Genomic DNA, 17565 nt, shown 5'->3' with positions numbered 1-17565 from the left:
ATGCGCCGCGGCTGGGGAGACCGCTGGCAGAAGCTGCAGTTGCTGGCGCGGCCACGGCAGCCCGAAGCGTTGCCGCGCCGGCTGGACCGGCGCCGCATCTACGTGCTGCCCACCCGCTTCGGCATGTTCGTGACCACCCTGCTGGTGGCGATGTTGCTGGGCGCGCTGAACTACAACAACAACCCGGCATTGCTGCTGGCATTGCTGTTGGCCACCGTGGCGATTGCCAGCACCATCAGCGCGCACCTGCAGTTGTCCGGTCTGCAGATCGATGCGGTGTCGGCCGAACCGGTGCATGCCGGCCAGCCGATGCGGTTGCGGATCAGCCTGTCGCGGCCCGACGCGCGCGCACGACGCGGGCTGGAACTGGCCCTTGATCAGGCGGTGGCCTTCGGCCATCTGCTGGACACCGACCAGATCGAAGTGGACCTGATGCTGCCCACCGTGCGACGCGGCTGGCTCGACCTCACGCGCATCCGCATTTCCACCACCCAGCCGCTGGGCCTGGTGCGCGCCTGGTCGTGGGTGTGGCCCGACGCGCCGCTGCTGGTCTACGCCGCCCCCGAACTCCAGGCGCCCGCGCTGCCGGAAAGTGGCGGCGACCCGCTGCATACCCGCGTGCATGCCAGCGGCGATGAGCTGCATCAACTGCGCCCCTACCGCGCGGGCGACCCGCCGCGCAGCATCGCCTGGAAGCACTCCGCCCGGCGCGACACCCTGCTGGTGCGCGAGTATGAAAAACCGGTGGGCGTGGACGTGCTGCTGGACTGGCGGCAACTGGCCGCGCTGCCGGTCGAAGCACGCATCGCGCGGCTGGCGCGCTGGGTGGACCTCGCCGAGCGCGATGGCCGCCGCTACACCCTGCAGTTGCCCGGGCAGCCGATACTGGGGCCTGGCAATGGCAGCGCCCACCACCACCTGTGCCAACGCGCACTGGCGCTGATGCCGCATGGCTGAGCCCACCTCCCCCACCCTGAGCCCCAGCGCGCGGCGTTGGACCCTGGCCAGCGCCGCGCTCGGCCTGGTGCCGCTGCTGCTGCAGTTGCCTGACCTGCTCGCCGCCATCATCGCGCTGGTCGCGCTGGTGACCGCCCTGGCGGCCCGCCAACGCGTGCTGCCTGCCGTGCTGCGCCTGGCCCTGGTGCTGTGCATGCTGGCCGCCATTTACTGGCAGATGGGCGCACGCCCCGGCCGCGATACCGGCTGCGCATTGCTGGCGGCCATGCTGGCACTGAAATCCAGCGAACTGCGCAGCCTGCGCGATGCCCGCAGCCTGCTCGGGTTTGCCCTGTTTGCCCCGTTCGCCGCCTTCCTGCTCGACCAGGGGCCGCTGACCATGGCGCTGGCCGTACTGGCCGCGCTGACCGCCCTGCTCGCCCTGCAGCGGCTGGCCCATGCCGAAGGCCAAGCGCCCAGCCCGCGCCTGGGCGGCCAACTGCGCGGCGTTGGCCGCCTGGTTGCACTGGGCCTGCCCTTGGCGTTGGCCGGGTTCTGGCTGTTCCCGCGCCTGAGCGAGCCGCTGTGGGGCATTCCCGACCGCGCGGTGGGCAAGCCGGGCCTGTCCGACCGCATGGAACCGGGGCAGTGGCTGGACCTGATGGCCGACGATGCGCCCGCCCTGCGCGTGACGTTCTTCGGCGCGGTGCCGGCGCCCGAGCAGCGCTACTGGCGCGGCCCGGTGATGACCCGCTTCGATGGCCGCAGCTGGACCCGGGATCAGGACGCCCGGCAGCGCCCACCCGCCGCGGTCACCTCGGGCACGCTGCGCTGGGATTACCAGATCGATTACGAGCCCACCGACCGCCGCCAGCTGGTGGCATTGGACCTGCCGCTGCAGGCACCGCCCGGCAGCGCGCTGGATGCCGACCACAGCCTGCGCAGCCGCAGCAACCTGAGCACCCTGACCCGCTGGCGCCTGCAGTCCGCCCCGCCCAGCCGCTACCGCGACGCACTGCGGCCGTACGAGCGCCAGCAGGCACTGCAACTGCCGGACGGCTTCAATCCGCGCACGGCCGCGCTGGCCCGGCAGTGGCGCGCCGAGGCCGGCAGCAACGATGCGGCCATCGTGGCGCGCGCGCTGGACTGGATCCGTGCCCGCTTCGCCTACAGCCTGACCACGCCGCTGCCCGGTCGCGATGGCGTGGACGAGTTCCTGTTCGACCAGCAGGTCGGCTTCTGCCAGCACTTCAGTTCGGCGTTCGTGGTGCTGATGCGCAACGCCGGCATTCCCGCACGCGTGGTGACCGGCTTTGCCGGCGGCGTGCGCAACCCCTACGGCAACTACTGGGTGGTGCGGCGCATGGATGCCCATGCCTGGGCCGAGGTGTGGTTGCCCGAGCGCGGCTGGGTACGCGTGGACCCGACCGCCGCGGTCGCCCCCGAGCGCATCTACGACACCTTGGAAGACCGTCTGCAGGGCGGCGGCGGGGCCACCCTGCAGAGCCGCTGGCTGCAGCTGGGCCAGGCCACCGACTGGCTGCGCCGGGGCTGGAACGACCTGGTGCTGTCCTTCGATGCCGATCGCCAGCAGCGCATGCTGCGCCCGCTGGGCATCGACAAGCTGGAACCGGCACAGCTGATTGCCGTTTTCACGGTCTTCGCGCTGGCCACGCTAGGCTGGATGGCGTGGCTGCTGGGCCGTGGCGAACGCGAGCGCGATCCATTGCTGCGCGCCTGGCACCGGCTGGGGCGGCGCTACGCCCGGCTTGGCCTGGCGCGTGACAGTGCCGAGCCAGCGGACCGCTGGGCCCAGCGCGTCCACCAGCAGCGGCCCGACCCGGCGCTGTTGTCGCTCAGCAGCCGTTTCGTTCTCGCGCGCTACGCTGGCGCGGACGTCGACCTCACTTCATTATTGCGCGACCTGCGCAGGCATCGCCCGTCCTCCGGAGCATCCCCATGAAGATCCAGATTCTGCTTCCCCTCGCTGCTTCGCTGGCGCTGGCCGCCTGCGCCACCGCGCCCAAACCGCTGCAAGGCCAGTTCAGCATGGTCAGCCCGCGCGATGCGGTGCCCACCCAGCAGGTGGGTACCCCGGTGCGCTGGGGTGGCCGCATCATCGAAACCAATCCGGTGCAGGGCCAGACCTGTTTCCAGATGATCTCGCGCCCGCTCAACGGCAGTGGCCGCCCGAGCACCACCTCGGCTGATGCCAGCGACGGCCGCTTCGTCGCCTGCCGCGCCGGCTTCTACGACCCGGCCGTGTTCGAGCCGGGCCGTGATGTGACCTTCATCGGCAAGATCGCCGGTTACGAGAACACCCGCATCGGCGAGTACGACTACCGCCTGCCCAAGCTCGATGCCGATGTCATCTACCTGTGGCCGGAACAGCGCCAGGTGGACGTGGTGCCGGCCTACCCGTACGGGCCGTGGGGTCCGGGCTGGGGCCCGGGCTGGGGCTACCGCGGTTGGGGCTGGTGGTAAACGGGTAGATACCGACCGCAAAGGTAGCTGCCGACCGTTGGTCGGTACGCCTTGCAAAAAAAGCCGCCCAAGGGCGGCTTTTTTGTTCCACCGCGGGCCGATGCAGCGCGGTGTGGCATCGACCATCGCGTGCAGCCACCCATGGGGTGGCTCTACCCCGGGAGGCCGTCGGCGTGGGGTGCCTCAGCCGTTCGGCGTGCCGAAGTGGCCCAGCGGCGCGCCGGCCAGCAGGTGCAGGTGGATGTGGAACACGGTCTGCCCGGCGTCCTCGCGGCAGTTCATGACGATGCGGTAGCCGTTCTGGGCGAAGCCTTCGCGGCGGGCGTACTCGGCCGCCGCCAGCGCCAGCTTGCCGATCAGGTGCGCCTGCGCGGGCTGCACGTCGTCCAGGGTCGGGATCGCCTCGTTCTTGGGAATGAAAAGCACGTGCACCGGCGCCTGCGGCGCGATGTCCTTGAAGCCGAGCACGTCGTCGTCCTCATAGACGATAGTGGCCGGGATTTCACGGCGGATGATCTTGCCGAACAGGGTGTCTTGGCTCATGGGGCACCTCTTTGGAACACGGGCTAGGAGAGTAGCGCGGATGCGCTGCCGGTTTCGACGGGTGCGGCGCGGTGCACGGGCGCTGCGGTCAGCGCGGCCAGCCGACCAACGGTCGGCTCTACCCTGTCGGCGCGGCGCGGTTGCCCGGGGTCATTCCTGGATTTCGGTGCGCGTGCCGAAGGCGTGCGACAGCGTGCCGCGGTCCACGTATTCCAGTTCGCCGCCCAACGGCAGGCCCTGCGCCAACCGGCTGGGGCGCACCTTGTGTGCGCGTGCCAGCTGCGCCAGGTAATGCGCGGTGGCTTCGCCCTCCACCGTGGCGCTGGTGGCGATGATCAGTTCCTGCACCTCACCCTGTTTCAGGCGGGCCTCCAGCTGGTCCAGGCCGAGTTCGCGCGGGCCCACGCCGTCCAGCGGCGACAACCTCCCCTGCAGCACGAAGTACACGCCGCGGAACCCCGTCGCATGCTCGATCGCCAGCCGGTCGGCGGGCGATTCCACCGCGCACAGCTGCTGCCGCTCACGGCTGCCGTTGGCGCACACCGCGCAGGTCTCGGTCTCGCTGAAATCGCGGCACTGCACGCAATGGCCGATACGTTCGATGGCCTTGGCCAGCACCTCGGCCAGCTTCTGCCCGCCCACGCGCTCGCGCTCGAGCACGTGGTAGGCCATGCGCTGGGCGGTCTTCTGGCCAACGCCCGGCAACACACGGAAGGCCTCGATCAATTGTTCGAGCAGGGGCAGGCTCATGGCGATGGGCTCATCTCAGAAACGAACGCGCGAAGCCCGAAGGCTTCGCGTCGCGGTCACCCCACCGGTACCGGGCACGGGCCCGGCACCTGCGGTGGGTCAGAACGGCAGCTTCATGCCCGGCGGCAACTGCATGCCGGCCGTGGCCGAGCCCATGCGGTTCTTCGATTCGGCGTCGATCTTGTTGGACGCATCGTTGAAGGCGGCCGCGACCAGGTCTTCGGTCATTTCCGCATCGCCCAGGATCGACGGATCGATACGCACCTTGCGGCACTCCTTGGTGCCGGTCAGGGTCACGCTGACCATGCCACCGCCGGCGCTGCCGGTGACTTCCAGCTTGGCGAGGTCTTCCTGGGCCTTCTGCAGGTTTTCCTGCATCTTCTGGGCCTGCTGCATCAATTGGGCGATGTTGCCGCGCATGTCGTGTTACTCATCAAAAGGACGGATGGAATCGGTCACGACCCGCGCGCCGTGCTGCTGGATAAGCACCTGCACCTGCGGGTCGGCCATGAAGGCGGCTTCGGCCGCCTGTTGCCGCTCGCCACGCTGGCGGTCGGAACGCTGGTGCAGCGTTTCGGCCTCGGCGTCGCCATGTTCGATCACGATCCGCGGGGTCTGCCCCAGCGGGCCGGACAGCGCATCGGTCAGCGCCGCCAGCGAACGGTCCGAACACAAGTACTCAAATCCGGGCGATACCGCCAGTTTCAAGATGCCGTGCTGAAAACTGATGAACGCCGCGTGGGCCGCCAGCTGCCGCGAGGGGCCGTTGAGCTGGCTCTGGGCGACCAGTTCCAGCCAGGCTTCGGGCGAGGCCAGGGCGATTGGCGCGGCAGCCCCTGCCTCGGCGGCCGGCGCCGAGGGCGCAATGGCGATGCCCTGCGGGCGCGCCACGGCAGCCGGCGCTACCACGGGGGCCGGGGCCGGGGCGGCAGGACGCGCCGGCGGCGCCTCCCATGGTGCCACCATGGCCGCGTCGGGGCTGGCCAGTTCGGCGGCCAGCGCCTCGTCACGCTCCTCGGCACCGGCCTGGTGCCACGGCGGCAGGTCGTCTTCAGGCGCCGGCTCTGCCGCCGGCGGCGGGGTCGGCCGGGCGGGTTCCGGCGCGGCGGCCGGGGCAGCCACAGGGGCCGCCACCGCAACTACCGGGGCCACCGGGGCCACCGGGGTGACGCTGGCTGCGGCCGGTACCACCCGGGCGACCGGCGCGGCGGCCACGGCGGCAGGCGCTGCCGCCATGCCGCTGCCCTGGGCGGGGCTGCCAGCGCCGTTGTTCACCTCGGTGCCGGTGCCCGGATCGCGCGGCACCGGCGGTACCGCGGCAGCCGGGCGGAACGCCAGCATGCGCAGCACGGCCATTTCGAAGCCCGCACGCGGGCTCGGGGCCAGGTACAGGTCGCGTCGACCACCCAGCGCCATCTGGTACCAGAGCTGCACCACTTCCGGGCGCAACCGCTGGGCGAACGCCGCCGCATCGATACCCTCGCCGTCGGACTGCGCGCCCGGCACCAGCTGCTGCACCTGGATGCGGTGCAGGGCCTCGGCCAACGCCTCGAGCACGCCACTCCAGTCTGGCGAGAACTCGGCCAGCGCGGCGACCACCTGCAGCAGGCGCACGCCGTCGCCATCGGCCAGCGCGTCCAGCATGGCGGCCACCTGGGTACGGTCGACCGTGCCCAGCATGGTGCGCACCACGTCTTCACGCAGCGCGCCGCCCGCGTAGGCGATGGCCTGGTCGAGCAGCGACAGACCATCACGCAGGCTGCCGTCGGCGGCCTTGGCCAGCTGCACGATCGCGGTCGGGTCGGACTCGATCTCCTCGGCCGCCAGAATCCTGGTCATCTGGCCCTGGATCTGGTCTTCGTCCAGCCGCTTCAGGTTGAACTGCAGGCAGCGCGACAGCACCGTCACCGGCAGCTTCTGCGGGTCGGTGGTGGCCAGCAGGAACTTCACGTGCTCCGGCGGCTCTTCCAGCGTCTTCAGCAGCGCATTGAACGCCGCCTTGGAGAGCATGTGCACTTCGTCGATCAGATAGACCTTGTACTTGCCACGCGAGGGCATGTACTGGGCGTTCTCGATCACCTCGCGGACATCATCCACGCCGGTGTTGGACGCGGCATCGATCTCGAGCAGGTCGATGTAGCGCCCGGCGTCGATATCCAGGCAGGCCGGGCACTGGCCGCACGGGTCGGCGCTGGTGCCCTGCTCGCAGTTCAGCGATTTGGCGAAGATACGCGCGATGGTGGTCTTACCCACCCCGCGGGTACCGGTAAACAGGAACGCATGGTGCACCCGGCCGCTGTCCAGCGCATTGCTGAGCGCACGGACCACGTGTTCCTGGCCCACCAGCTCGGCAAAACGCTTCGGACGCCACTTGCGGGCAAGGACGAGATAGGACATCAGGCCACCGTCTTCATCGGGACGTCCATTGTGCCACGCCTGTCCAGTCCTCCCGCCCCGGCGGCGTACCGCTTGTGCGAATGCAATTCCCCCGCTAGAATCTGCGCCCCTGCAGCGGGTTATCGCAGCAGGTCCGGAGAGGTGTCCGAGCGGTTGAAGGAGCACGCCTGGAAAGTGTGTAAGCGTCTAAACCGCGCTTCGGGGGTTCGAATCCCCCTCTCTCCGCCACACACATGAAAAGGCCGCCCTACGGGGCGGCCTTTTTGTTTGCGCGACGCAAAAGAATCCCCGGTCGAGCCACCCCATGGGTGGCTTCGCTTCCCGGCCTGCAGCCACCCATGGGTTGGCTCTACCCCTTGCCCAGCTCCCGCTTCAATGCATCCAGGGGCCGGCCACCGCCGGTGACCTGTACCGGCCGGGTTTCCACCACCAGCAGGCCCGCGGCATCGCCGGATTCGCCCAGGTGCACCCAGATATCCCGGTCGGCACGATGGATCACAAAGGTCTGGGCCGGGGCGTTGTAGATGTCCCCCAGCCCGCCCACATAGGTGACCGCTGCCTTGCTGTTGCCGATCGCGCCGGACGCCTCGGCAGGCAACGTCCCGCTGAAGATGCGCTGGCCGCCCAGTGACTCCACCCGCGCCTGCACGTGGCGGCTGAGCGCCACCGGCGAAAACGCGTGCGCGCCGTCGCTGTGGATCATCGTCGAGTACACCGTTCCGTCCACCCACTCCACGCGGTCGCCGGTCCAGAACGGCACGCGGTCGAATCCGCCCTGGAGCTCGTCCTGGCGGACGTACCCCGGCGGCAGATCCAGATACGGGAATGGGCCCAAGGGTGCACGCGATACCGGCAACGTGGCGACCTTGAATGCGAGCGGCGCCGAACCAGTGCCAGGTGCGGGCGACGATGCGGGCGCAGCGCCCGTTGTAGATGCCGCGTCCTGCGCGACGTCGGGCGCAGGCTGGCAGGCGGCCATGGCCAGCACCAGGCCTGAATAGAACGCGCCGCGCAGCAGGCGCAGACGCATCGGCCCGGGCTGCGTCGTCATCGGGCGCGCCGTAGGTGCGGGTTCATTGCAGACACGGGGTGCAGCATGCGACATGTTGATGATCCTCATCACGCCCGACGTGGGCATCCATTCCCTGTGAAGCAAGCATAGCAACGGGCGACGCAGATCCGCATGCGTCACGGCAGCATGCTCCAGTGCACCTTGCCGCGATGGCCCTTGCGCAGGCACAACCCGCGCGCGGGAAATGCCACGACGGCGTCGGTGTCACCCACGGTCACCTCGCCCGGATGCAGCGTCCAGCGCGCGTCCGGCGCCGGTGGCGGAATATCGAAGCGGATCATGATGGCCTGGTTGAGGTCTCCGCCCTGGCGCGGCCCCCAGATGACATCGCTGTTGAGGTCGAGCCGGCGCGCGTCGTACCGCTCCGGGCGGCGCTGGCGGGCGCTCAATGCCGTGCTGAAACCGCGATACAACGCCGGATCGGCGGCGATGCGTTGGCCGTCTTCGCGGACCAGGTACGCCCCCGCCGAGGAATACCACAGCGGTACCGGCGCTTCGCCCGGGCCCCACACGGTTGGCGCGTACGGGCCGTGCCGGCGCGTGTCGTAGCGCCGCCGCCCTTCATTGCTCGCACTCAACGCCAGCCATACCACGTTGTCTGCCTGGCCCGGCGCGGTCTCCACCAGCCAGTAGTCCAGCACCAGCGCGATGCGGCGTGCCGGCTGCCCCGCCATCGCCGGCAGCGTCGCCTGTGCCGGCGCGTGACCGACCGTGTCGCAGACCACGGCCGTGTCCTTGACCACGTACGTGCACCCCGACACCGACGACGCCAGCACGACGCATGCGGCGATCTTCGCTCTGAACATTCCGGCCTCCTGCCTCACCTGTCCGCCCCGATGGTAGCGCGGCGGACCAACAGCGGGTTCCGTGGCACAGTCGCGCTACCCCGCCACTGCCAGCCGTCCCATGTCCACGATCCGCGCCTTCACCGCCGCCGATGCACCCGCCTGCCTGGCCATCTTCGATGGCAATGTGCCGCGCTTCTTCGGCGCGCATGAACGTGCGGATTTTTCCACCTACCTGCAGCAGCCTGCGCGCGCTGCGGACTATCTGGTGATCGAACGCAGCGACCGGGTGGTGGCCTGCGGCGGATTGGCGATGGACGATGCGCTGACCGCCGCGTTCTGCTGGGGCATGGTCGACCACACCGTGCACCGGCAGGGGTTGGGCCGTGAGCTGGCGCAGGCGCGCCTGCAGCAGGCACGCGCACGTGGCGCGCGCCGCGTGGTGCTTAGCACCAGCCAGCACACCTGCGACTTCTACAGCGCACTGGGATTCGGCATCACCCGGGTCGTGACCGATGGCCACGGCCCGGGCCTGGACGCGGTGGACATGCAATGCGTGCTGTCGCTGGGTTGAACGCCGAAAGGTATGCGCGCAGGGCCACCACGCAGGGCGTGGCGCCCTCGCCGCTACCGCGTGGACTCAGGTGCTCGACAGCTTCATCAGCACCAGCCCGCTCACGATCAGCACCGCCGCGGCGATACGCATCGCACTCACCTGCTCGCCCAGGAACGTGATGCCGATGATGAACGCCCCCACTGCGCCAATACCGGTCCAGATCGTGTACGCGGTGCCCAGGGGCAAGGTGCGCATGGCCAGCGACAACAGCCAGAAACTGGCGATCATGGTGACCACGGTGATGATGCTGGGGGTGAGCTTGCTGAAGCCGTCGGACTGCTTCATCGCGAACGCCCAGACAATTTCCAGTACGCCGGCTGCCAACAGATAGATCCAGGCCATGTGGCCCTCCTTTGATAGGGGCCAGGCCGTCCTGGTCAGTGTGTCCCGCTGCGGGGGAGGCCGTTCCTCCTGCGGCGATTCTAGCAACGCCGGACCATGGCCGGCACCTGCATGCCCGGCGCTTTTCGCGGGGTTCAGCCCCCGGCTACCGCCGATTCAGCCACACGGACGCTCGGCAGGCATGGCATCCTGACCCGCCCTGGCACAGGAAGGCCCGCATGACGCTTGATTCGACGCTCGCCCCTTGGCTGGAACAAGCGCTGCAGTCGCCACTCCCCGACGCGGTGGTGGGCCTGTCATTCAACCTCAGCGAAGGTGCGGCGGGCGACGATGCCGGCTTCTGCATCGAACTGGTCGGTACCGACCGTTTCGATGCACAGGATCCTGACTGGGCCTGTGATGAAGTCTGGGCACCGGAGGTCCGCGAAATCGAAGTGCCGTATTCGCTGACCGGCCACCACTGGGAAGATTGCCTGACCGCGCTGCACACCGCGTTGCTCCAGGCCCTGGCCACGCCCCGCTTCGGCCCGCGCCTGACCGCGCAGGTGCAGGGCATCGGGCTGGGCTTCGTCGATGGCGACCTGCAGCTGCTGTGGCAGCGTGACGGCTGAGTGGCGCGCCGCTGGCACTGCACGCGGCGCATGCGCTAGAATGCGCGACTGCACTGCGGGGCTGTCCCTGCACTGCACCTCCGGCACCCGCTGATTTTGATCACCCGGTGTCTGGAACGTCTCTATGGTGGCCCCGTCGGCCCCTCGCGACGCTAGGTCGAAAATCCCGCCAGGGCCGGAAGGCAGCAACGGTATCGATCGACGCGGGCGCCGAGGTCAGCCGGCGGGGCCGCCACCTTTTTGGGCCCCTGCCATCGCGCGCGTAGCGCCGATCGTTGGTCGGCTGATCCGTAGAGCCGACCGTTGGTCGGCTGCCCTCAGCTCCCCGGATGATTACGTCAGCCGACCAACGGTCGGCTCTACGCCGGGCGTGCCCTGGTGGAACAGCACGCGCCACCCCACATCGTGCAGCCGCCACAGCGAACTGCGCAGCACCGCGCGCTGGCGCACACCGTCGACCACATACCAGCTGCAATAGCGCACCTGCGCCACGGTCGGGGCCAGCAGGGAAACGCGGTAGTCGTCGGAGATGATCTCCACCACGGCGCGCTCGGCGGGAATCTCAGCCAGCGCGGCAGCGCGCCCGTAACAGGTGCCCGAGCTGCCGATTTCACTGAACTCCGGATCGAGTAGTGCGTCCAGGCGCGCGGCATCGGCACGCACCACCGGATCATGCAGGGCGCGTTCGAGCGCTTCCAGATGGGCGGCAAGCGCGGTGCTGTCCGTCGCCTGCGCCATGCTCAGGGCGGATCCTGCGTCAGCACGTGCAGGGCGGTCGGCGCGGCCAGCGCCACACGCTCGCCCGGCAGCGCCACGCGATGCCCGCGCTGGCGAAGCGCGGCCCCATCGGCCTCGCTGGCGTAGTGATACAGCATCATCCGCGCCTGCAGCGCACTGCTGTACTCACGCTCCAGGTCGTCCACGCCGGTATGCGACGGGTTGCCGTGCAGGCCGCAGTCGTGGGCGATCAGTTCGTTGTCATCGGCGTAGCGGGCCAGCATTTCCGGAATCGGGCGGGTATCGCCGCTCCAGGTCACCGCGCCCTTGAGGCGCAGGCCATAGGCGGTTTCCGGCCAGTGGTGGCGCACCGGGAACACTTCCAGGCGCACCCCGTCGTGCCAGAACGCATCGCCCACCACGATCAGCTGGAAGGCGTCCCAGAAGTTGGCGCCGCCCTCGGCCAGCACGTTGGGATAGTCGGCCACGCGCTTGTGCAGCAGCGGCACCACCGTGGCCGGCACGTACACGCGGATGCGCCCGCGCCGGTGCGGCGAAAAATACGCATCCACGAACAACCGCTCGAAACCGGCCACGTGGTCCAGGTGCACATGGGTGACGAACAGCGCCTGCGGCACCTGCCCATACTGCGCCAGGAAGGCGGTCAGGCCTTCGCCACCGCAGTCGATGGTGAGCCACGGCCGGCCGTCACGCTCGATCACCGCCATCGGCGAGCCCAGCTGCACGGCCGACGCATTGCCGACCCCCATGAAGCGCAGTGCCCAGTCCATCAGTAGCCCCGGTTCCAGGCCAGGTCGTAGGCGCGGCGCAGCCGTGCATAGTCTTTTTCCACGTCTTCCACGCTGCGCTCGCCGCGCAGCTTGAGCAGCGACCGCAGCAGGCGTTTGAGATTGCGCTCGCGCCAGCGCGTGGCCGGAATGCGCTGCACGCCGCGGTCGAAGTCGATCAACCAGCCGTGGCCGTTGGCATCGAACAGGATGTTGTGTGCGTTGAGGTCGGCGTGGTCCAGCCCGGCGCGATGGAAGCGCGCGACCAGCCGGCCGGTTTCCTCCCACGGGGCGCCGCGCCCGGCGACCAGCGCGCGATCGGCCAGCGAGCGCACGCCCTCCAGCCGCTCCATCAGGATGGCGGCGCGGTAGCGCATGCCCTCGCGCATGTAGAACGCGGCGATCGGGCGCGGTACCGGCAGCTTCAGCGCGCGCAGGGCGCGCATCAGGCGGAATTCGGCAAAACTGCGGGTGCGGTCGGCGCCGCGCCACAGGTAGGCGTCGCGGCTCAGCTTGGCCGCCATGCCGCCGCGCAGGTACTGGCGCAGCACGCATTGGCCGAACGGCGCATCCACGAACCAGGCACCACCGCGGCCGCCATCACCGACCGGCCGCGCCCGCTCGGCCCAGTGGGCCGGCGAGAACAACTCGATCTCGGCTTGCCGCAGCCGTTCGCGGTCGAACAGAATGGCACCCAGTCCGCGTCCATCACGGCAGGGCGTCAGCGCTTCATTGGCGTCGAATGCGACCATTCCTTCGAGTCTAACAACACCATGGCACCAACGTCCTCTTCCTTGTGTCTTTTGCGTTTGTCCGCCCTGGGCGATGTCACCCACGTGGTGCCGCTGGTGCGGACCCTGCAGCAGGCCAGGCCGGGCACGCCGCTGCACTGGATCATCGACAAGGCCGGGCACAAACTGCTCGACGGCCTGCCCGGCGTGGTCTTCCACCCCTACGACAAGAAGACCGGCCTGGCCGGCATGCGGGCGCTGAAGGCGACCTTCCCGCCCGGCCGTTTCGAGGCGCTGCTGCAGATGCAGGTGGCCTTCCGCGCCAATGTGCTGTCGGCGTTCGTGCCGGCCGTGCGCCGCATCGGCTACGACAAGGCACGCTCGAAGGACCTTCACGGGCTTTTCATCAACGAACGCATTCCCGACCGCCCCGGCATCCACGTGCTGGACGCGATCGGCAGCTTCAGCGAGCCGCTGGGCATCGTCCAGCAGCAGGTCAGCTGGGATCTGGCGGTGCCGCCTGCCGCGGTGGAATGGGCGCAGGCACAGTGGCAGGACGACGGCCGCCCGGTGCTGATGATCTCGCCCTGCTCCAGCCATGTGCGCCGCAACTGGTACGCCGACCGCTACGCCGCCGTGGCCAACCATGCCACCGCGCGCGGCTGGCGGGTGGTGCTGTGCGGGGGCCGCAGTGAACTGGAGCGCGGCATGAGCGATGCCATCCTGGCCCAGCTGACTACCCCGGCGCTGGACCTGGTGGGCAAGGACACGCTGAAGCAGCTGCCGGCGCTGCTGGCGCGTGCCGCGCTGGTGATGACCCCGGACTCCGGCCCGATGCACATCGCCAACGCCATGGGCACCAAGGTGCTGGGCCTGCACGCGGCCAGCAACCCGCACCGCAGCGGCCCCTACTCCGACCGGCGCTACTGCGTGGACCGTTACGACGATGCCGCGCGCAAATTCCTGGGCAAGCCAGCCAGCGAACTGAAGTGGGGCGCGAAGGTGGAGTTCGACGACGTGATGCAGCTGATCACGGTGGAGGACGGGGTTGCGGCGTTCGAGCGCTACGTGGCCGATCACCGGCCCGGGTAATCGGTTGGCCGGGAACGTCCTCCGACGTCAGGCGATGCGGGGTTGCCGGCCAGCGGCCGGCACTACCGGGCCGCGTAATCCTTGTACGACTTCTCTTCCACGTAGCTCGAGCCCAGCGCCAGGTTGATGGCCTTCTTGATGCGGGCGCGCTCGTCGTTCTGCAGGTACACGCTGCGGGCCAGCGCGACGAAGTCCTCGTTGAAGGCCTGCGCCTTGTCCTGCAGGCGGATGTTGTCCTCGATGTCCCACAGACGCTCGTTGACCGCCTTCAGGTCGGCACGCAGGCGCGCGATGTCCTTCACCGCGGCCGGGTGCGCCATCCAGGTCTTGTCCAGCGCGCTCAGCTCGGCGTGGATGTTGGCCAGCTTGGCCGCATCGTCGATGCGCTCGGATTTGATCTGCAGGATCGAGATCTTGTCCAGCAGCTCGCCAAAGGACACGGGAACAAGGATTTCAGCGGTCATGGGGGCCATCCGTTACAGGTGGCCGCCAGTTTAACGGACGTGGCGTGGAACGCAGGTCAGCGGTTGTCAGCCGTTGCTCCTGCCTTCGCGTTCGGCAGTGTCTCCGTTGGCGCGCAACCCGAACCAAGGCACAAGCCCCTCTGTTGAGGGGCTGCCCCGACAGGGGCGGGGAGAGGCAGGCAAAGGGACCGGGCCCAAACGCTGCACAGCAGCGTTTGGGGCGACGGCGCGCAGCGCCGTCGCATCCCGCGCCAGACACAAAGAAAAAGGGCCGCCCAACGGGCAGCCCTTTTTCTTTGTGTCTGGCGGAGAGGGGGGGATTCGAACCCCCGAGGCGCTATAAACGCCTGCCTGATTTCGAGTCAGGTACATTCAACCGCTCTGCCACCTCTCCAGATGGTCCCGGCGAACCGGGACGCGAATGATACGGGCAGGACGCGCTGACGACAAGTCATTCCGCACCGGCGAAGTGAATTTCTTCTGTATGGATGCCTTGCCGGATGTCCGGCGGGCCGCGATCATGCCGTTATCCCCCGCAACGCCCCTTTGGCTGCAGCCCACCCATGATCGAATTCGGACATCTCACCCACCCCGGCCTGCGCCGTGACCTCAACGAGGACACCTACTACGGCGATGGCGAACTGGCGTTGTGGCTGGTGGCCGATGGCATGGGCGGGCACGCCTGCGGCGAAGTGGCCAGCGCGCTGGCGCGCGAGACCATCGTGCGCGAGATCCGCCACGGCGCCACGCTGGCGCACGCCATCCGGGTGGCCGATGAGGAGATCATCCGCACCTCGCGCCGCCGCAACGACAGCCTGCCGATGGGCACCACCGTGGTGGCCGCGCGGGTCCAGGGCAACCGGTACGAAGTGGCCTGGGTCGGCGACAGCCGCGCCTACCTGTGGCGCGACGGCCAGCTGGCCCAGCTCAGCCAGGACCACAGCGTGGTGCAGGAAATGGTGGCCCAGGGCAACCTGACCGCCGAGCAGGCGCGCGCGCACCCGCACCGCAACGTGGTGACCCAGGCATTGGGGGTTACCGACCCGGCGCACCTGAATGTGGCCACCACCACCGGCGAACTGCGCCCGGGCATGCAGTTGCTGCTGTGCAGCGACGGGCTGACCGAGGAAGTGGAGGACACCGGCATCGCCCGCACCCTGGCCTTCGATGACGCCAGCGCGCAGGAATGCGTGGACACGCTGGTGGCGGCCGCGCTGGATGGCGGCGGGTCGGACAACATCACCGTGATTCTGGTGCGGTGCCATTGATTGACCCCGGTCACGACCAACGGTCGTGACCTACCGGTTCATTGCGTGGATCACGACGGCCGGTGCATCACGGTCGGTGGATCAGGACCGTTGTGTGGATCGCGACCGTTGGTCGCGATGCATTTACGCCACCGCCTCTTCCACCTTCGGCCCATCCCAGATGGCATGGCCGGCCTTCTTGCGCAGCTTGGCCAGCCGCGCTTCGTGCGCCTCCAGCTCGGACGCCGTGGCAACCACGCGCGGGCGCGGCAGCAGGCGTGAGGTATCGAAGGCCTGCGCATGCGCGGTGCCGCGCTGCCCGTCATCGGCCGAACCAAAGCCGATTTCCTCCTGGCCGGAGGTCAGTGCGATGTAGACATCGCCCAGGATCTGCGCATCGAGCAGGCCGCCGTGCAGCTGGCGGTGCGCGTTGTCCACGCCGAGCCGCTTGCACAGCGCGTCCAGCGAGTTGCGCTGGCCGGGGAAGCGCTCGCGCGCCATCTTCAGCGTATCGACCACCGTGCAGCGGTCGGTGATCTTGCCGTACTGGTCGCCCAGCAACGACAGCTCGTTGTCGAGGAAGCCGATGTCGAAGGCGGCGTTGTGGATGATCAGCTCGGCGCCGTCGATGAAGGCGAGGAACTCCTCGGCGATCTGGGCGAACACCGGCTTGTCGGCCAGGAACTCCAGGGTCAGCCCGGTGACTTCCTGCGCGCCCTGTTCGAATTCGCAGTCCGGCTTGATGTACTGGTGGTAGTTGTTGCCGCTGGGACGGCGTTCAAGCAGTTCCACACAGCCGATTTCGACGATGCGGTTGCCCTTCCGCCATTCCAGGCCGGTGGTTTCGGTATCAAGGATGATCTGACGCATGGGCTCAGTGTACCGGGCCGGCGGCGCGGATCCGGACCGCGGCGTCGCGCGCCAGCTGGTCCACGCGTTCATTGTCGGGGTCGCCGGAATGGCCCTTCACCCAGCGCCAGTCGATGGTATGCATCAGCGTGGCCGCATGCAGGCGTTCCCACAGTTCGCGGTTCTTGACCGGGTCGCCGCCGGCGGTCTTCCAGTTCTTGCGGATCCAGCCCGGCATCCACTGGGTCAGGCCCTGGCGAACGTACTGCGAGTCGGTGTAGAGCACGATGTTGCACGGCTCGGTCAACGCTTCCAGCCCGGAGATGGCCGCCATCAGCTCCATCCGGTTGTTGGTGGTATGTGCTTCACCGCCGCTGAGTTCGCGCTCCTGCGCCTTGTAACGCAGCAAGGCCGCCCAGCCGCCGGGGCCGGGATTGCCGAGGCAGGAACCGTCGGTGTGTATTTCAATTGTTTTCATTGCAGTCCAGATCAGGTCGCCACGGTGCCGTGCCATCGACGGACCGGCAGTGGCGTAGGTCCCGGCAGGGCCGGGGTGCGTTTCTCGGCGGTGAACAGGCAGGCCGCCCGCAGCGGCGCGAAGCTGCGTTGGCCCGGGGCGCGGTCACGCCACATCGGTCCCAGGTAGCTCAGCCCGTCACAGGTCAGGCCCGCCTGCTCCAGGGTGTGCCGCAACCGTTGCGGGCTGCGCACCACCAGGCCGTGCTGGCGCCACTGGCGGCGGTACGGGCTGAACGGATTGAGCGTGGACAGCCACAACCGCCCGCCCGGCATCAGCACCCGCTCGCACTCGCCGATCAGCTGCTCGGCATCGCGTGCGGTCACGTGCTGCAGCACGATGGCGTTGACGCTCTCGTCCGGCAACGGCAGGGGCAGGCCACAGCGGGTGTCGCCGGCAAAGCCTGCGCCGTCGCGGTGCAGGCGCAGGCCGCGCCCGGGAAGGTCCGGCAGGGCCGCCCAGGCGGCCGTGGGCGCCACCCACAACCATGGGGTGACCGGGCGCTCGGCCAGCAACGGCGTCAGCCACTGGAACTCCAACTGGCACAGCACATGTGCCGGTTCAGTATCAAACCAGGATGCGACTGACGCTTGACGGGGGCTCGGCGTGGCGGGCATGGTCCAA

21 protein-coding genes, 2 tRNA genes and 1 other RNA gene are annotated in these 17565 nt (G+C 68.9%); 9 read left to right on the top strand and 15 right to left on the bottom strand.

Features of this window, described 5'->3' with window-relative positions:
* The 3 genes from ACZ0AE_RS04465 to ACZ0AE_RS04455 are packed head-to-tail and all read left to right on the top strand — an operon-like array spanning nucleotide 1 to nucleotide 3420.
* Nucleotides 1-957, top strand: coding sequence for a DUF58 domain-containing protein (locus ACZ0AE_RS04465; protein WP_447592202.1), 957 nt, complete (start codon nucleotides 1-3; stop codon nucleotides 955-957).
* On the top strand, nucleotides 950-2899 hold the full coding sequence (locus ACZ0AE_RS04460; RefSeq protein WP_463600467.1) for a transglutaminase TgpA family protein: 1950 nt from the start codon (nucleotides 950-952) through the stop codon (nucleotides 2897-2899). Before ACZ0AE_RS04465 ends, ACZ0AE_RS04460 begins: the two co-directional genes overlap by 8 nt.
* Nucleotides 2896-3420 (top strand): Slp family lipoprotein, encoded by a 525-nt coding sequence (locus ACZ0AE_RS04455; protein WP_038690103.1) that lies wholly within the window; start codon nucleotides 2896-2898, stop codon nucleotides 3418-3420. The genes ACZ0AE_RS04460 and ACZ0AE_RS04455 overlap by 4 nt, the downstream gene beginning before the upstream one ends.
* Nucleotides 3421-3603: 183 nt before the next feature.
* Here the strand turns inward: ACZ0AE_RS04455 and ACZ0AE_RS04450 are convergent, their stop codons facing one another.
* The 4 genes from ACZ0AE_RS04450 to dnaX all read right to left on the bottom strand — a co-directional run bounded on the left by ACZ0AE_RS04450 (nucleotide 3604) and on the right by dnaX (nucleotide 7110).
* Nucleotides 3604-3963 carry a histidine triad nucleotide-binding protein gene (locus tag ACZ0AE_RS04450; RefSeq protein WP_141057369.1) on the bottom strand — a complete coding sequence of 120 codons (360 nt, stop codon included), beginning with the start codon at nucleotides 3961-3963 and terminating at the stop codon, nucleotides 3604-3606.
* Nucleotides 3964-4113: 150 nt separating this feature from the next.
* Nucleotides 4114-4713, bottom strand: a complete 600-nt coding sequence (gene recR / locus ACZ0AE_RS04445) for a recombination mediator RecR (RefSeq protein WP_038690108.1) — start codon at nucleotides 4711-4713, stop codon at nucleotides 4114-4116.
* 99 nt (nucleotides 4714-4812) lie between these two features.
* Entirely contained in the window at nucleotides 4813-5133 is a 321-nt protein-coding gene (locus ACZ0AE_RS04440; protein WP_038690110.1) for a YbaB/EbfC family nucleoid-associated protein, read from the bottom strand.
* Between the two features lie 6 nt (nucleotides 5134-5139).
* Nucleotides 5140-7110 carry a DNA polymerase III subunit gamma/tau gene (gene dnaX / locus ACZ0AE_RS04435; RefSeq protein WP_463600466.1) on the bottom strand — a complete coding sequence of 657 codons (1971 nt, stop codon included), beginning with the start codon at nucleotides 7108-7110 and terminating at the stop codon, nucleotides 5140-5142.
* A 135-nt stretch (nucleotides 7111-7245) separates the two neighbouring features.
* Here dnaX and ACZ0AE_RS04430 point away from each other — a divergent pair.
* Nucleotides 7246-7338 (top strand) — tRNA-Ser (locus ACZ0AE_RS04430).
* A 121-nt stretch (nucleotides 7339-7459) separates the two neighbouring features.
* On the opposite strand, the gene ACZ0AE_RS04425 is transcribed toward ACZ0AE_RS04430, so the two are convergent.
* Entirely contained in the window at nucleotides 7460-8161 is a 702-nt protein-coding gene (locus ACZ0AE_RS04425; protein ID WP_463600465.1) for a hypothetical protein, read from the bottom strand.
* Between the two features lie 137 nt (nucleotides 8162-8298).
* Complete coding sequence (locus ACZ0AE_RS04420; protein WP_463600464.1) at nucleotides 8299-8988, bottom strand: hypothetical protein; 690 nt, start codon at nucleotides 8986-8988, stop codon at nucleotides 8299-8301.
* Nucleotides 8989-9088: 100 nt separating this feature from the next.
* Here ACZ0AE_RS04420 and ACZ0AE_RS04415 point away from each other — a divergent pair, with 100 nt between their 5' ends.
* Nucleotides 9089-9541 carry a GNAT family N-acetyltransferase gene (locus ACZ0AE_RS04415; protein WP_463600463.1) on the top strand — a complete coding sequence of 151 codons (453 nt, stop codon included), beginning with the start codon at nucleotides 9089-9091 and terminating at the stop codon, nucleotides 9539-9541.
* A gap of 66 nt (nucleotides 9542-9607) precedes the next feature.
* Here the strand turns inward: ACZ0AE_RS04415 and ACZ0AE_RS04410 are convergent, their stop codons facing one another.
* A complete protein-coding gene (locus ACZ0AE_RS04410; RefSeq protein WP_448133117.1) occupies nucleotides 9608-9925 on the bottom strand; it encodes a DMT family transporter in 318 nt (105 codons plus the stop codon).
* A gap of 218 nt (nucleotides 9926-10143) precedes the next feature.
* Between ACZ0AE_RS04410 and ACZ0AE_RS04405 the strand changes: the two genes are divergently transcribed.
* Both ACZ0AE_RS04405 and ffs read left to right on the top strand, forming a co-directional pair.
* Nucleotides 10144-10536 (top strand): hypothetical protein, encoded by a 393-nt coding sequence (locus ACZ0AE_RS04405; RefSeq protein WP_038690120.1) that lies wholly within the window; start codon nucleotides 10144-10146, stop codon nucleotides 10534-10536.
* Between the two features lie 133 nt (nucleotides 10537-10669).
* Nucleotides 10670-10766, top strand: an RNA gene (ffs, locus tag ACZ0AE_RS04400) — signal recognition particle sRNA small type.
* Between the two features lie 103 nt (nucleotides 10767-10869).
* Here ffs and ACZ0AE_RS04395 read toward each other — a convergent pair.
* The 3 genes from ACZ0AE_RS04395 to ACZ0AE_RS04385 are packed head-to-tail and all read right to left on the bottom strand — an operon-like array spanning nucleotide 10870 to nucleotide 12793.
* The gene (locus ACZ0AE_RS04395; RefSeq protein ID WP_463600462.1) at nucleotides 10870-11274 is read right to left on the bottom strand and encodes a nuclear transport factor 2 family protein; all 405 of its coding nucleotides are present in this window, start codon (nucleotides 11272-11274) and stop codon (nucleotides 10870-10872) included.
* Between the two features lie 2 nt (nucleotides 11275-11276).
* A complete protein-coding gene (locus ACZ0AE_RS04390; RefSeq protein WP_463600461.1) occupies nucleotides 11277-12044 on the bottom strand; it encodes an MBL fold metallo-hydrolase in 768 nt (255 codons plus the stop codon).
* Complete coding sequence (locus ACZ0AE_RS04385) at nucleotides 12044-12793, bottom strand: 3-deoxy-D-manno-octulosonic acid kinase (protein WP_038690124.1); 750 nt, start codon at nucleotides 12791-12793, stop codon at nucleotides 12044-12046. The genes ACZ0AE_RS04390 and ACZ0AE_RS04385 overlap by 1 nt, the downstream gene beginning before the upstream one ends.
* Before the next feature lie 21 nt (nucleotides 12794-12814).
* Between ACZ0AE_RS04385 and ACZ0AE_RS04380 the strand changes: the two genes are divergently transcribed.
* On the top strand, nucleotides 12815-13864 hold the full coding sequence (locus tag ACZ0AE_RS04380; RefSeq protein ID WP_463600460.1) for a glycosyltransferase family 9 protein: 1050 nt from the start codon (nucleotides 12815-12817) through the stop codon (nucleotides 13862-13864).
* A gap of 62 nt (nucleotides 13865-13926) precedes the next feature.
* Here the strand turns inward: ACZ0AE_RS04380 and ACZ0AE_RS04375 are convergent, their stop codons facing one another.
* Both ACZ0AE_RS04375 and ACZ0AE_RS04370 read right to left on the bottom strand, forming a co-directional pair.
* Nucleotides 13927-14328: a DUF6165 family protein gene (locus tag ACZ0AE_RS04375; RefSeq protein WP_038690128.1), complete on the bottom strand. Its 402-nt coding sequence runs from the start codon at nucleotides 14326-14328 to the stop codon at nucleotides 13927-13929.
* A 303-nt stretch (nucleotides 14329-14631) separates the two neighbouring features.
* A tRNA-Ser gene (locus ACZ0AE_RS04370) sits at nucleotides 14632-14722 on the bottom strand.
* A 169-nt stretch (nucleotides 14723-14891) separates the two neighbouring features.
* Here ACZ0AE_RS04370 and ACZ0AE_RS04365 point away from each other — a divergent pair.
* Entirely contained in the window at nucleotides 14892-15596 is a 705-nt protein-coding gene (locus ACZ0AE_RS04365) for a PP2C family protein-serine/threonine phosphatase (protein WP_038690130.1), read from the top strand.
* A 123-nt stretch (nucleotides 15597-15719) separates the two neighbouring features.
* On the opposite strand, the gene dnaQ is transcribed toward ACZ0AE_RS04365, so the two are convergent.
* The 3 genes from dnaQ to ACZ0AE_RS04350 are packed head-to-tail and all read right to left on the bottom strand — an operon-like array spanning nucleotide 15720 to nucleotide 17558.
* Nucleotides 15720-16445, bottom strand: a complete 726-nt coding sequence (dnaQ, locus tag ACZ0AE_RS04360) for a DNA polymerase III subunit epsilon (protein ID WP_137190911.1) — start codon at nucleotides 16443-16445, stop codon at nucleotides 15720-15722.
* A 4-nt stretch (nucleotides 16446-16449) separates the two neighbouring features.
* Nucleotides 16450-16902: a ribonuclease HI gene (rnhA, locus tag ACZ0AE_RS04355; RefSeq protein WP_038692460.1), complete on the bottom strand. Its 453-nt coding sequence runs from the start codon at nucleotides 16900-16902 to the stop codon at nucleotides 16450-16452.
* A gap of 11 nt (nucleotides 16903-16913) precedes the next feature.
* Nucleotides 16914-17558: a methyltransferase domain-containing protein gene (locus ACZ0AE_RS04350; RefSeq protein WP_447592175.1), complete on the bottom strand. Its 645-nt coding sequence runs from the start codon at nucleotides 17556-17558 to the stop codon at nucleotides 16914-16916.
* Between the last annotated feature and the right edge of the window lie 7 nt (nucleotides 17559-17565).

It is taken from the genome of Stenotrophomonas sp. AC248, assembly GCF_979258185.1.
Note: the sequence above shows the minus strand (reverse complement) of the source record. Positions and strands in the feature narration are given on the sequence as shown.

Coding starts and splice junctions, on each gene's coding strand:
- ACZ0AE_RS04450 (WP_141057369.1), bottom strand. CDS start 3,963: ATGAGCCAAGACACCCTGTTCGGCAAGATCATCCGCCGTGAAATCCCG.
- ACZ0AE_RS04390 (WP_463600461.1), bottom strand. CDS start 12,044: ATGGACTGGGCACTGCGCTTCATGGGGGTCGGCAATGCGTCGGCCGTG.
- ACZ0AE_RS04405 (WP_038690120.1), top strand. CDS start 10,144: ATGACGCTTGATTCGACGCTCGCCCCTTGGCTGGAACAAGCGCTGCAG.
- ACZ0AE_RS04410 (WP_448133117.1), bottom strand. CDS start 9,925: ATGGCCTGGATCTATCTGTTGGCAGCCGGCGTACTGGAAATTGTCTGG.
- ACZ0AE_RS04420 (WP_463600464.1), bottom strand. CDS start 8,988: ATGTTCAGAGCGAAGATCGCCGCATGCGTCGTGCTGGCGTCGTCGGTG.
- ACZ0AE_RS04395 (WP_463600462.1), bottom strand. CDS start 11,274: ATGGCGCAGGCGACGGACAGCACCGCGCTTGCCGCCCATCTGGAAGCG.
- ACZ0AE_RS04440 (WP_038690110.1), bottom strand. CDS start 5,133: ATGCGCGGCAACATCGCCCAATTGATGCAGCAGGCCCAGAAGATGCAG.
- ACZ0AE_RS04375 (WP_038690128.1), bottom strand. CDS start 14,328: ATGACCGCTGAAATCCTTGTTCCCGTGTCCTTTGGCGAGCTGCTGGAC.
- ACZ0AE_RS04465 (WP_447592202.1), top strand. CDS start 1: ATGCGCCGCGGCTGGGGAGACCGCTGGCAGAAGCTGCAGTTGCTGGCG.
- dnaX (WP_463600466.1), bottom strand. CDS start 7,110: ATGTCCTATCTCGTCCTTGCCCGCAAGTGGCGTCCGAAGCGTTTTGCC.
- recR (WP_038690108.1), bottom strand. CDS start 4,713: ATGAGCCTGCCCCTGCTCGAACAATTGATCGAGGCCTTCCGTGTGTTG.
- ACZ0AE_RS04460 (WP_463600467.1), top strand. CDS start 950: ATGGCTGAGCCCACCTCCCCCACCCTGAGCCCCAGCGCGCGGCGTTGG.
- ACZ0AE_RS04415 (WP_463600463.1), top strand. CDS start 9,089: ATGTCCACGATCCGCGCCTTCACCGCCGCCGATGCACCCGCCTGCCTG.
- ACZ0AE_RS04385 (WP_038690124.1), bottom strand. CDS start 12,793: ATGGTCGCATTCGACGCCAATGAAGCGCTGACGCCCTGCCGTGATGGA.
- dnaQ (WP_137190911.1), bottom strand. CDS start 16,445: ATGCGTCAGATCATCCTTGATACCGAAACCACCGGCCTGGAATGGCGG.
- ACZ0AE_RS04455 (WP_038690103.1), top strand. CDS start 2,896: ATGAAGATCCAGATTCTGCTTCCCCTCGCTGCTTCGCTGGCGCTGGCC.
- ACZ0AE_RS04365 (WP_038690130.1), top strand. CDS start 14,892: ATGATCGAATTCGGACATCTCACCCACCCCGGCCTGCGCCGTGACCTC.
- ACZ0AE_RS04380 (WP_463600460.1), top strand. CDS start 12,815: ATGGCACCAACGTCCTCTTCCTTGTGTCTTTTGCGTTTGTCCGCCCTG.
- rnhA (WP_038692460.1), bottom strand. CDS start 16,902: ATGAAAACAATTGAAATACACACCGACGGTTCCTGCCTCGGCAATCCC.
- ACZ0AE_RS04425 (WP_463600465.1), bottom strand. CDS start 8,161: ATGACGACGCAGCCCGGGCCGATGCGTCTGCGCCTGCTGCGCGGCGCG.
- ACZ0AE_RS04350 (WP_447592175.1), bottom strand. CDS start 17,558: ATGCCCGCCACGCCGAGCCCCCGTCAAGCGTCAGTCGCATCCTGGTTT.